This window comes from Bacillus solimangrovi, assembly GCF_001742425.1.
GTDB lineage: Bacteria > Bacillota > Bacilli > Bacillales > Bacillaceae_N > Bacillus_AV > Bacillus_AV solimangrovi.
Window position 1 is genome coordinate 42,602 of the sequence record NZ_MJEH01000003.1, and the last position, 12,770, is coordinate 55,371.

The 12,770-nt window shown below is 36.0% G+C and carries 11 protein-coding genes; 10 read left to right on the plus strand and 1 reads right to left on the minus strand.

What is annotated here, in order from left to right:
• The first annotated feature begins 73 nt into the window (after window positions 1–73).
• From BFG57_RS01290 to BFG57_RS01330, 9 genes are all read left to right on the plus strand, one after another.
• Window positions 74–1,492: a glycosyltransferase family 2 protein gene (locus BFG57_RS01290; RefSeq protein ID WP_083249002.1), complete on the plus strand. Its 1,419-nt coding sequence runs from the start codon at window positions 74–76 to the stop codon at window positions 1,490–1,492.
• A 13-nt stretch (window positions 1,493–1,505) separates the two neighbouring features.
• Window positions 1,506–2,582 carry a hypothetical protein gene (locus tag BFG57_RS01295; RefSeq protein WP_069715652.1) on the plus strand — a complete coding sequence of 359 codons (1,077 nt, stop codon included), beginning with the start codon at window positions 1,506–1,508 and terminating at the stop codon, window positions 2,580–2,582.
• Between the two features lie 9 nt (window positions 2,583–2,591).
• Complete coding sequence (locus tag BFG57_RS01300; RefSeq protein WP_069715653.1) at window positions 2,592–4,301, plus strand: hypothetical protein; 1,710 nt, start codon at window positions 2,592–2,594, stop codon at window positions 4,299–4,301.
• 165 nt (window positions 4,302–4,466) lie between these two features.
• Entirely contained in the window at window positions 4,467–5,333 is an 867-nt protein-coding gene (locus BFG57_RS01305) for a hypothetical protein (RefSeq protein WP_069715654.1), read from the plus strand.
• Between the two features lie 77 nt (window positions 5,334–5,410).
• Window positions 5,411–5,761, plus strand: a complete 351-nt coding sequence (locus BFG57_RS01310) for an ASCH domain-containing protein (protein ID WP_069715655.1) — start codon at window positions 5,411–5,413, stop codon at window positions 5,759–5,761.
• A gap of 22 nt (window positions 5,762–5,783) precedes the next feature.
• Window positions 5,784–6,218: a DUF2269 family protein gene (locus tag BFG57_RS01315; RefSeq protein ID WP_069715656.1), complete on the plus strand. Its 435-nt coding sequence runs from the start codon at window positions 5,784–5,786 to the stop codon at window positions 6,216–6,218.
• Between the two features lie 205 nt (window positions 6,219–6,423).
• A complete protein-coding gene (locus tag BFG57_RS01320) occupies window positions 6,424–8,601 on the plus strand; it encodes a malate synthase G (RefSeq protein ID WP_069715657.1) in 2,178 nt (725 codons plus the stop codon).
• A 110-nt stretch (window positions 8,602–8,711) separates the two neighbouring features.
• Entirely contained in the window at window positions 8,712–9,587 is an 876-nt protein-coding gene (locus tag BFG57_RS01325) for a 5'-3' exonuclease (RefSeq protein ID WP_069715658.1), read from the plus strand.
• A gap of 224 nt (window positions 9,588–9,811) precedes the next feature.
• Window positions 9,812–10,747 (plus strand): ATP-grasp domain-containing protein, encoded by a 936-nt coding sequence (locus BFG57_RS01330; RefSeq protein WP_069715659.1) that lies wholly within the window; start codon window positions 9,812–9,814, stop codon window positions 10,745–10,747.
• 60 nt (window positions 10,748–10,807) lie between these two features.
• On the opposite strand, the gene BFG57_RS01335 is transcribed toward BFG57_RS01330, so the two are convergent.
• Window positions 10,808–11,266, minus strand: a complete 459-nt coding sequence (locus BFG57_RS01335) for a DinB family protein (RefSeq protein ID WP_139125022.1) — start codon at window positions 11,264–11,266, stop codon at window positions 10,808–10,810.
• A gap of 224 nt (window positions 11,267–11,490) precedes the next feature.
• Between BFG57_RS01335 and BFG57_RS01340 the strand changes: the two genes are divergently transcribed.
• Window positions 11,491–12,753 (plus strand): ammonium transporter, encoded by a 1,263-nt coding sequence (locus BFG57_RS01340; protein ID WP_069715661.1) that lies wholly within the window; start codon window positions 11,491–11,493, stop codon window positions 12,751–12,753.
• Window positions 12,754–12,770: the final 17 nt, after the last annotated feature.

The following is a 12,770-nucleotide window of genomic DNA, read 5'->3' on the forward strand; positions in this document are numbered from 1 at the left end:
ATCGCTGTTCTTAACGATGTAAAATAGCAAAAAAGGAATAGAGGAAGAAAATAAAATTAGGAGAGTAGTTATTTTGAACACAATATTTTCTGTTTTATTCCATTGGACGAATCAACTAATTTTATATTATGTTCTCGTGGTTGATGGATTCTACATGACGCTCTTTCTACTATCGTTTCAACAAATTAAAGAGTATATGAAAAGAAATACTTATAAGACGTATAAGGATATGAATACTTCTCAACTAACACCGCCTATATCTCTTCTCGTTCCTGCATTCAATGAGGAAAGAACGATCCAGGAAAGTTTAATTTCTTTTTTGATGATCGAGTATCCTGAGTATGAAGTGATAGTAATAAATGATGGTAGTACAGATAAGACGTTACAAACGTTAATCGAAACATTCTCCTTACACGAAATGAACTATCCTATTCGAAATCAAATTCAGACGCAACGAGTAAAAAGAATATATCGTTCTGTTAAACACCCACAGCTTGTCGTATTAGATAAAGAGAATGGTGGGAAGGCAGATGCTTTGAATGCAGGAGTGAATGTTTCTTCGTATCCTTATATTTGTAGTGTAGATGCTGATTCGTTATTAGAACGTGATGCATTATTGAAGACGGTGCAACCTTTTAAAGAAGGTGAAGAAGATATTGTAGCTTGTGGGGGGATCGTAAGGATTGCAAATGGTTGTAGGATAGAAAATGGAAGAATTGTAGAAGTAGGATTATCGAAAAACCCAATCGTCATTCACCAAACGATTGAGTATTTACGTTCTTTTTTGATGGGGCGTGTAGGTTTTACAGGTATTAACTCCTTATTAATTATATCCGGTGCATTCGGTATTTTTCGTAAGAAGGAAATCATTGAAATTGGGGGTTATGATACACAGACAGTAGGGGAAGATATGGAAATTGTTATTCGTCTACAAAAATATCTCTATGAGAAGAAAAGTAAGTCAAAGGTTCTCTTTCTTCCAAATCCTATATGTTGGACGGAAGCACCATCATCATTGAGAGTGCTTGCTAGACAGAGAATCAGATGGCATTTAGGCTTATTTCAGTCTTTGGTGAAGCATAAAGATACATTATTTAATCCTAAGTATAAGGTTATGGGATTATTAACGATTCCTTACTTTGTTATCGTTGAACTATTAGGACCAACAATTGAGATATTTGGAACAATTTTGATGTTGATTGGGTTATATTTAGATATTGTTAATATACCGTTTGCAATTATATTTATATTAGCAACATTTGTATTTGGGATGTTTTTATCGATAAGTGCGGTATTGCTTGAAGAGATGAGCTTTCGAAAATACACACGTATTCGAGATTTCTTAAAGTTACTAATGTATAGTGTGCTAGAAAGCCTGTGGTATCGACAATTGAACGCGTTTTGGCGTACGATAGCTTTCTTTAAATATCCTGTAAAGCAAAGGTCATGGGGAAACATGGAGAGAAAAGGGTTTTCAAACGATAATAATTAAGGAGAATATCGTAATGAAACGGTTGATATGGTTATCAATTCCTGTATTTTTATTATGCCTCTATTTCTATCCGTTTCTATCTTGGTATTTTATGAATGAGAAACCTTTATCGATTTCGGTGATCGATAAGACAGTACCGAGGAATGATTATCGTGAACATAGGGGATTTTTTTGGGTGTTAAATCATATGAAGGTGCGTAAACATACAGAAGAAAAGTATGAAATTGATAAAGATTATTATGGTTATGACCCAGAGACATATAAAGGTGATGAAGTATTTGAAATTCCAGATGATGTTGACCTAATATATGTCGCTGATACGTACGGTGTATATGAAGAAGATTTGCGAGAAAATATTTTTGGGGAACGTTCTAAGCTTTTATATGGTGAATTAACTATTTATGAGTGGAATAGAGTTATGGCAAACAAGACGAAAGAGAATACATTGATCGTTGAGTTTAATACGTTTGCGTCACCTACACGTCCAGAAGTGCGAAAGATTGTTGAACAAAATCTAGGTATTACGTGGACAGGGTGGATGGGGCGTTACTTTCCTGAGTTAGACGATTCAGAAGTTCCGGTCTGGCTGAAAGAAAATTGGGAAGCTCAAACAGGGGATGTTTGGGATTTAAAAGGAGAAGGAATTGCATTCGTTAATGAAATTGATCGAGTCATTGTAATTGAATCAGATGATCTTTTTGATGAAGTTCGTTTTTTATGGAAAGAAATTGGATTAACGAAATACCCTTATGTTTCTAATTCTAAATATAGATATTGGTTTGATATTATTATGCCTTCAGAGGATATGATTGTTGAAGCAACTTATGAATTACAACTGAGTGAACAGGCAAAAAATCTGTTAAAAAAAGAAGGAATTCCTCTAACAATTCCAGCGATTTTGCATAACCCAAATGAGAAGATGTATTATTTTTCAGGAGATTATTCGGATGTGAATACTGATTATTATAGTGACTGGTCGATGCCAGGTTGGTATTACCAAGTGAATGCATTGTTTAATCCAGATGATGCATTCTTTTGGAAGGTTTATGTACCTTTAATGAAATCAATTATTCAAGAACAACTTATGTAGGAGGAGAAGATGGCTAGATTAATTAATTTACTAATGCTGTTCTTATTCCTCTGTTCATTTGGTTTTTCTGGTGGAGGATATTTTCTGCTATTCGTTATGGTTCCTTTTGAAGAGTGGTTTGTAGAAATAGGAAAGACACAAAGTCAAATTGATACGACGTTAAAATACTTTGTTTACGGTTGGATTGTAATAAGTGTTATTACTACTGGTGTTTTTTATAACTCGATAATTAAAAAAAATAGAGATATTTTAGCACGTATTATTACTATAATGATGTTAGCAAATGCAGGTCTTGTTTTTTATTTGTTTGTTAATACAGATACAGTACTTGTTTCATTAAGTCGTGGTGATGTGCAACAATCAAATGAAAGATTTACATTTGGCCCGTATCCTACGTTAGAAGATATGAAACAATTGAAGGAAGATGGATATGATGGAATCATTACGTTGCTCAATCCTAAAATTGTATTTGAAAATAAACTGTTGCGGAACGAGATAAGAAATGGAGAAGAAATCGAGTTGCCTGTTTATTCATTTCCGATGCTACCGTGGATTGGTGAAAACAAAAATTCTATTGATGGGATTATGAATCTTATTAAAGAAGATGAATCTAAGCGTTATTATATACATTGTTATTTAGGTAAGCATCGTGTAGATTATATCAAACGTTTAGTCATTAATACTCAGGAAGGTAATGTAGATGTGCAAGAACGAGTGTTAGATGATAACCCTGATTTTGAACGCGGAATGGTATTCTTTCACAATCAAGAGCAAGTTATAATGGGTCCGTATCCTACCGATGAAGAGTGGTTTTCTTTATTGAGAAAGGATATTAAAGAAATCGTAACATTGATCGATCCACAGTCGAGATTATATCAAAAAGAAAAAGAACTAGCAGAACAGAATGGGATTATTTTTACACCAGTTAATAATTTAGGCTTTTCAAAGGAAGAGATTTGGAAGTTAGCTGAGTATGTTCAAAATTCGGAACATAAAATTTTTGTGCATAGTCATTATACAGATTATCGGATTCGTAGTTTGAGATTATTGCTACAAAAAGATATTCATCCAATTAAGGAAGATGTTTTACCAGAGACTACAAGTGTGATAGGAGAATGGATAGCCGTTGGAGATAAGACAGTTGATCCAACTCTTCTTGAACAAGCTGGTATAGATCGAACAATTGGATATGGGAATAGTCAATCTACTGGAATGGATCAATTTATTGAAATAAAAACTGGTTCGATTGCTGAGTTGTATCAGACAGCTCGGTCAATTCGTAATGGAAGTCAGCGAACTTATGTATCTGAATTTGGTACGACAGATACAAAGGATAAGCTTATTCAAATTTTATATGGTTTAGAGTATGGATTACCCGATACACTAGAATTTATAAAATTGGATGATGGTGAAATAGAGGTGGTAAATCGAAAACAACTATTAGGCCCTACTTTAACTAAGGAAGAATGGGAGAAATACATTTTACAGTATGGTGTAGAACGTATTGTAATGGTATATGCAGCAAGTCTTCAATCAAAGGATGTGTTTCAACATCAACGAGCGTTAGCTGAGGAACATCAGTTATCCTTTGTAGAGATCGATATGTATGAAGACTATCTAGAAATTCTAATGAAGGAATTAAGAGCAAATGATAAAACAACGTACATTATTGTTGCTGAACCTTTAAAAGATCTTGTAATGGATGCTCTTTTTGACTAATAAAGACAGGTTTTAAAATTTGTAACGTGTCAATTGTTATTCGTTGTTGAAGAGTCATGACGTTTATTTTGGGAGCAGGGGTGGTGCATCTCTTATTGATGGTAGTTTTTTTATTTCTGAATATGCGACTTTATTATTGAAGTTTAGCTATTAGGATAGGAATGGATGGCTATGAGACGAATAATGATGTTCAGCGTGATTGTTGTATTAGTTATGTTAATAGTTATTTCGATAAACATGAAGCAACATTTCACAGATAAAGCCGTATTAAGCAGTTGGTTGTGGGATAAATATTTGAAAGAAGATGTATCAGCCGATTTATACTTTGCAGTTGAACAAGGTGTTGAGCAATTGTATGGATATGTGCCTTCAGATGTTGATGAAGATAACTTGGAAACTTTCGTGAGTGAAGCGAATGAGCTAGGAATTGATGTCTATGCGTTACAAGGTCAACCGAATTGGGTAACTAATATTGAGAAGGCACGCACTTGGCTCTCCTTCATTAATCAATATAATCGAACATCAAGCTCTCCGTTTGCTGGTGTAATATTTGATGTTGAGCCTTATTTACTAGAGGGATGGGATGAAGAGCAGACTTTGATTGTTTCACAGTTCATGGCTTTATTTGATCAACTGCAAGAAGATAACGCTGATCTACAATTAAAATGGACCATTCCATTTTGGTTTGACCGAGTTGAAGCGACGCCTACTCAGACCTTAGCCGAGTATATGATTGAGCGAGCAGATGAGATCTCCGTAATGGCATACCGTGATGAACTGAATGGTCATGATGGACTGTTAGCTCATATTAATGAAGAAATAAAATGGGCAGAGCAATATAAGACACCTCTAGCTATCATAATCGAAACGAGACAAGCGGATAATGAAAAAGTATCTTTCTATGGAGAAAAACAGAAATTTGAACATGCTATAATAGAACTTAGGCATGTGGCAGATAGATATGAATATGTTGATGAAGTTTCGATTCACCATCTGCACACGTGGGAACAGCTTATTAAAGAAAGCCAATAGTGATACGTATTGTTGTACTTAATGCACAGGAGATATGTGATAATGTTAAGTAGTTAGATTAAAAGGAGGACATGAACATGACAATTGAAGAGAGAAATCAAGCGTTACCACCAAAAACGTGTGAGATTGAACGTCTCGTTACAGTTCCTGCAGATGTAGAGAAAGTAATTGCAGGCCGTAAAACAGCTACTCGTCGTAACGGGCGCTATGCGGATATCGGCGAAATCATGACACTTAAGGGACACCAATTTGTTGTGGAAAACGTCTATGCACAAACATTAGGTGAACTAACAGAGCAAAATGCTGCTGAAGAAGGTTATGGAAACTTAGAAGAGTACAAACAATCCATTTTGTCGATTCACCCAGGTATGCCGTGGTTACCTCATATGTCTGTATGGGTTCATGAATTTCGTGCGGTTGAGAATTAATTGACATTGAACTGAATAGAAAATGTTATATAAATTAATTCTTTACATCCATGTAGCAAGTGTTATTTTGTCTATAGGTCCATTTTTCGTACTTATCCCTATGGTGAAAAAATTACGTGTTGTAGATAAAGATTTGCTGCAAGCATACTTAATGCCTTTTTTCTTTTCTGTGCAATTAACGAAGCATGCTGGGCACGTATTGTTTACAACAGGTCTCTTACTTATTGTCTTTGGACCGTGGAGCTTAAGGGCACCATGGATTATCATGACAATTGTGTTACTTGGAAGTTCGATCTTTTTCGTAGCAAATGCATTTTCACCTAAGTTAAAAAAACTTACACAATCTGATGACGATCGTGATAAGATTTTAAAAGATCTTAGTCGTTCAATTTGGATCTACATAGGAATATTAATGATCGTATTATGGTTAATGGTTAATAAACCTGTATTATGGTAACACGAAAGGGGGTATAAGAGCGTATAGCGCATCTTATACCCCCTTATGATTTTCGGTGAATAAAAGTAGTTTTTTATTGATGTTTTACTTTATTCAAAAGGTTTTTATGGATTATAATAGAAAATACACTATGTTATAATACAGTTGTGTTATTTCATATCTGTGTTAAACAGTAAGGTGATTCAAAAAAAGGGGGATTATATTTATGAAGGATTATGTAAAGGTTGGACATCTTCAAGTAGCACCTGTACTTTATCAGTTCATCAATAATGAGGCACTTCCAGGAACGAATGTGAATGAAACATCGTTCTGGAATGATTTAGAGACGTTAATCCATGATTTGACACCAGAAAATAAAACGTTAGTAGCTCGGCGTGATGAGCTACAACAAATGATTGATACATGGCATATGGAAAATAAGGGTAATTCTGATTTTGAATCTTATAAAGAGTTTTTAAAAGAAATCGGTTATCTTGAGTCGAAGGTAGAAGATTTTAAAATTAACACAGAAGCAGTAGATGATGAGATTGCGATTCAAGCAGGTCCGCAACTTGTCGTTCCTGTTAGTAATGCACGATATGCAATTAATGCAGCGAATGCTCGTTGGGGAAGTTTATATGATGCACTTTATGGAACAGATGCGATTAGTGAAGAAGATGGTGCTGAACGTGGTGGTACATATAATCCCACTCGTGGTAATAAAGTTATTGACTTTGCGAAAAATTTCTTAGATAAGGTAGCGCCGTTAACAGAAGGCTCTCATGCAGATGTGCTTGCCTATCATATCGTAGAAGGTGTTCTCAATATAACATTTGATGACGGGAAAACGGTGCAATTGCGAGATACGGATAAGTTTGTTGGCTACCAAGGAACAATGGAACAGCCAAATGCGATCTTGTTGAAAAATTATGGTTTACATTTTGAAATTCAAATTGACCGATCACATCCAATTGGGAAAGAAGATCCATCAGGAGTGAAGGATGTGTTAATGGAAGCGGCCTTAACAACGATTATGGATTGTGAGGATTCGGTTGCTGCTGTAGATGCAGAAGATAAAGTGTTGGTATACCGTAATTGGTTAGGGTTAATGAAAGGGGATTTATCAGCTACGTTCTCAAAAGGTGATAAAAATGTAACACGTGTTCTTAATCGTGATCGAACGTATGTGACACCATTAGGAGAAGAGTTGGAGTTACCTGGACGTTCGCATATGTTCGTTCGAAATGTAGGTCATTTGATGACGAATAGTGCTGTACTTGATCAAGATGGTCAAGAGGTACCAGAAGGAATACTAGATTGTGTACTTACGAGTTTGATTGGGAAGCATGATTTATTAGGAAATAGTCAGCACCGAAACTCTACTAAAGGCTCAATCTATATTGTAAAACCGAAAATGCACGGTTCGGAGGAAGTTGCGTTTTCAAATAAATTATTTAATCAAGTTGAAGATATGCTTGGTTTAGAGAGACATACGCTGAAAATTGGTGTAATGGATGAAGAGCGTCGTACATCATTGAATTTGAAAGCGTGTATTCATGCAGTTAAAGAGCGAGTTGTCTTCATCAATACAGGTTTCTTAGATCGAACAGGTGATGAGATGCATACGTCAATGGAAGCTGGTGCGATGATTCGAAAAGGTGATATGAAATCATCAACATGGTTACAAGCTTACGAGAAATCGAATGTATATGTTGGCTTAGATTGTGGATTACCAGGACGTGCGCAAATCGGTAAAGGGATGTGGGCGATGCCTGATTTGATGGCACAGATGATCGAGCAAAAGGCAGGACAGCTGAAAGCAGGTGCGAATACAGCTTGGGTTCCATCACCAACAGCAGCTACATTACATGCACTTCACTATCACGAAGTAGACGTGACAGACGTTCAAAATGCATTAGTTAAGGATTCTAGAGAGTTAACGGATGACATCCTTCAATTACCGATTCAGAATAATCCAGAATGGACTGCTGAAGAAATTCAACAAGAGCTAGATAACAACTCACAAGGGATTTTAGGTTATGTTGTTCGCTGGGTTGAACAAGGGGTTGGTTGTTCGAAGGTACCAGATATCAACAACATTGGACTCATGGAAGATCGAGCAACATTACGAATTTCAAGTCAGCATATGGCAAACTGGCTTCACCACGGTATCGTTACGAAAGAGCAAGTGTTAGAAACGATGCAACGCATGGCGAAGATCGTTGATGAGCAAAATGCAGGCGATCCATTGTACCGCCCGATGGCATTAGATTATAAAAATTCAGTTGCATTCCAAGCAGCGTGTGAACTTGTCTTTGAAGGTCGTAAGCAACCAAGTGGTTATACAGAACCAATTCTTCATCGTCGTAGAATAGAAGCGAAAGCAAAACTTGTAACGCAATAATTGTAAGGATATAGACGGGTACTAACATGATTGATGTTAGTACCCGTCTTTTTCCATATTAAGAGGGATGAGAATGTATGATAGAATTTGATAGAAGAGGAGTTGAAAAGATGGAGAATGAAAATCGAGTATTATTAGTAGATGGAATGGCATTATTATTCCGTTCCTTTTATGCGACTGCAATGAGTGGTTATTATATGGTCAATAGTAAAGGAGTACCAACGAATGCGATCTATGGATTTGTGAAACATTTACTTGCTGCCAAACAGGAAATAAAGCCAACTCATATTGTCTGTTGTTGGGATATGGGCAGTAAGACGTATCGAACAGAATTATATCCAGAGTACAAAGCAAATCGAGGCGAACCACCTGTCGAACTTATCCCACAGTTTGATTTAGTAAAAGATGTAGTAGAAGCATTTGATATTCCTAATGTTGGTTTAGTAGGTTATGAAGCGGATGATTGTCTTGGAACACTAGCCAAACAATATGAAGAAAATGCTAAAGTAACAATTCTGACAGGAGATCAAGATCTCTATCAATTAATTAATCCGAACATCGAAATTATGTTATTGCAAAAAGGATACGGAAACTATAAGTTTATGAACGAACAAATGCTTATGGAAGAGCGAGGTTTACTTCCACAACAAATTGTTGATCTTAAGGCGTTAATGGGTGATACGAGTGATAATTACCCAGGTGTAAAAGGGATTGGAGAGAAGACGGCTATTAAGTTCCTTTTACAATATGAATCAATTGAAGGACTCCTTTCTAACATAGATGGATTGACGAAAGCACAGCGTACGAAGATAGAAAATAATATAGACATGCTTCACCTTTCAAGAAAATTAGCTGCTATTGAATGTAATGTGCCAGTGTCTTGTGATTTAGTAGATGGTTTAATTAACATTAATTCACATAAGGTTACAACAATGCTTGAGGAACTAGAATTTAAGAACATTAATAAGTTATTAGAACACCTATAAAATCATCAATAATCCTATTAGAAGTAAATAACAATTTTTAGCCCTAAGTTATTCATTCAATCATAGTTTTACTATATTGAATTCTTTGACTTATCAAGAGGGATCATGTAGGTTTTAAATGGATATGATTCTCTAATTAATAGTTGGTTAGTCTGAAAAGATAATTGATTTTTAATTAGACCAGAATAAACACGTTTTTTTACATCGAAGGGGGTTAAGTCGTTATGAAGAAAATTTATATTTTACATGAGAATAGTGACTGGACAGATCATTTAACGAAACGTTTGGATGAATTGAATCTTCCTTATGAGGAATGGTTTTTAGATAAGGGAACGTTGAATTTACTTGAAGAACCGCCAGAAGGAGTCTTCTATAATCGGATTAGTGCATCTTCACATACGCGTGATCACCGTTATGCACCAGAATATACGACTCAAGTGTTAGAGTGGCTTGAATATCACGGGCGTGAAGTTATTAATGGACCACGAGCATTGCAATTAGAAGTAAGTAAAGTATTACAATACTTACAGTTGAATAAATATAGTGTCAAGACTCCAAAGACAATTGCAGCTGTTGGTAAAGATGAAATTCTTGAAGTAGCAGAAGAGTTTTCGGGGAAATCATTCATTACAAAACATAATCGTGCTGGAAAAGGACTCGGTGTACAGTTATTTAAGTCAGTTGAAGGCTTAAAGTCATATGTTGAGAGTGATGCATTCGAAGAGCCGGTTGACGGGATAACACTTATCCAAGAGTATATTGAAGCGCCAGAGTCATATATTACACGTTGTGAATTCGTTGGTGGAAAATTCTATTATGCGGTGAGAGTTGATACGTCAGAAGGGTTTGAACTTTGTCCAGCAGATGCATGTCGAATTGATGATGCATTCTGCCCAGTAGGTGAAGAAGTAGAAGAGAAACCGAAGTTTGAAATTATCGAGAATTTCTCTGACCCGATCTTAGAAAAATACGAAACGTTGCTTGTGGAGAACAATATTCAGGTGGCTGGTATTGAATTCATCTATAATCAAGTTGGTGAAATCTTCACTTATGATATTAATACGAATACGAATTACAATTCAGATGCCGAAGCAAAGGCTGGTAAGTTCGGAATGTTACAGCTTGCAAAGTATCTCGGAGAGCAATTAAACGAGCAGTAATGAGCTGGTTAATATATATGAAAAGACTTAAGAGAATGATAGTTCCTCTTAAGTCTTTTTTTATAGAGTTCGATTAATAAAGCTAGCAGAAACAGGTTCTAAATTCAGTTCTCGAGCCCAAATGGATAGTTGTCCAATATGATGGATTTCATGAATGATAACATGATGCAAAATATCAACCTTTGAAAGTTCTGTATTATCCCACGCAGCGATGACGGTTTCATTTTCAAGTTTGGTTAGATCACTCTGCAAAAAACCTGTAATTTCATTACGACATGAATATGAAAGTTGTTTTACTTTCTCGAGCGTATGATAATCATCAAATTGCAGAACGGAGTCCTCTTTTTCTTGAATGGCACGATTCCAACTATACTCTACTTCTACTATGTGAAACAACGTATGAAGGATATTGCCTATTCCACCTGTTCTAGTCATTAGTAGTTGCTCTGGTGTTAACTGTTTGCACCAAGTAAACCACTCATCTCTAACTGTCCAATTGTATTTAAAAAAATCGATCAAACAAATCGCCCTCCAAGCTATCATTCTTTCATTTGAGTGTATCCCGTATATTGGAAAAAAACAACGTTAATAACCTTGATAATATGTTTATCTTGGGTTTTAATTCAAATTTTCTAAAAACTTATTGACGAATGATTGAATACATGTAAAATAAAATGTATAGATGTTAAGAAAAGTAACATACAATGTTATATAAAAATACAAAGAGTTGGAGGAGGATAAAAATGGATACGTTATTTTTGATAGATAGCTTATGGGTGTTAGTATCAGCAGTGTTAGTTATCTTTATGGTAGGTGGCTTTATTTTACTTGAAGCTGGTTCAACGCGAATGAAAAATGCAGGGCATATTGCAGGTAAAACAATTTTTACATTTGGAATAGCATCAATTGTCTTTTGGGCAGTAGGATATGGGATAGCATTTGGAGAAGGAAATTCATTATTTGGATTGTCTGATTTCTTCTATTCAGGATATCAAATCGAAGGTATGGGAATTTCAACATCGATCTTTTTCTTGTTTCAGTTAGCGTTTGCTGGAATATCATTGACAATTGCATTCGGAGGGTTCGCTGAACGTGGTAAGCTTTCAGCATATCTTGTGTTTTCTGTATTATTTTCCGTTCTTGTTTACCCAGTAGTAGCACATTGGATCTGGGGTGGTGGCTGGTTATCAGAACATGGAAAACAAGATTTCGCTGGTTCAACAGTTGTGCATTTAACAGGTGCAATGGCAGCTTTAGCGGCAACGATCTTATTAAAACCGCGTCTAGGAAAATTTAATCGTAACGGTGCACCGAATTCTCTCTTTGGTCATAACCAAGTATATACAGCACTAGGTGTGTTAATTTTATGGGTTGGTTGGTTCGGTTTTAACGCTGGAAGTGCATTAGGAGTATCAGATGGTTTCTTCGGTTATGTAGCGATGAACACGAACTTAGCCGCAGCTGCAGGAGCAATAACAGCATTATTAATTTCATGGGCATTGACAGGTAAGGGAGATGTACCGACACTTTTGAATGGTACACTTGCAGGGCTCGTTGCGATTACAGCATCATGTGCATTTGTAGCACCGTGGGCATCTATTGTAATAGGTGGAATCGCAGGTATTATTACATTTTATAGTATGAAATTTTTTGATAAAAGAAAGATTGATGATCCAATCTTCGCCTTGTCTGTGCATGGTGTAGCTGGAGTATGGGGAACACTTTCGACAGGTTTCTTCGCAACTCCAGAATTAGCAGCAATGAATGGTGGATTGCCAGGATTACTATATGGCGGAGGATTCACACAGTTAGGTGTTCAAGCTTTAGGAGTAACGGCTGTTGGGTTATATGCATTTATTGTTTCATTCGTTTTATTAAAAATTATGGGTAAAGTAATGGGTGGACTTCGCGTGACAGAAGAAGAGGAAATTATCGGTCTTGATATGAGTGAACATGGAAGCTATGGTTATCCAGAGGTTTTTACGGCTGACAAACAAGCACAGTAGGCACGAACTTGGACGTG

Coding starts and splice junctions, on each gene's coding strand:
- BFG57_RS01295 (WP_069715652.1), top strand. CDS start 1,506: ATGAAACGGTTGATATGGTTATCAATTCCTGTATTTTTATTATGCCTC.
- BFG57_RS01300 (WP_069715653.1), top strand. CDS start 2,592: ATGGCTAGATTAATTAATTTACTAATGCTGTTCTTATTCCTCTGTTCA.
- BFG57_RS01305 (WP_069715654.1), top strand. CDS start 4,467: ATGGCTATGAGACGAATAATGATGTTCAGCGTGATTGTTGTATTAGTT.
- BFG57_RS01310 (WP_069715655.1), top strand. CDS start 5,411: ATGACAATTGAAGAGAGAAATCAAGCGTTACCACCAAAAACGTGTGAG.
- BFG57_RS01315 (WP_069715656.1), top strand. CDS start 5,784: ATGTTATATAAATTAATTCTTTACATCCATGTAGCAAGTGTTATTTTG.
- BFG57_RS01320 (WP_069715657.1), top strand. CDS start 6,424: ATGAAGGATTATGTAAAGGTTGGACATCTTCAAGTAGCACCTGTACTT.
- BFG57_RS01325 (WP_069715658.1), top strand. CDS start 8,712: ATGGAGAATGAAAATCGAGTATTATTAGTAGATGGAATGGCATTATTA.
- BFG57_RS01330 (WP_069715659.1), top strand. CDS start 9,812: ATGAAGAAAATTTATATTTTACATGAGAATAGTGACTGGACAGATCAT.
- BFG57_RS01340 (WP_069715661.1), top strand. CDS start 11,491: ATGGATACGTTATTTTTGATAGATAGCTTATGGGTGTTAGTATCAGCA.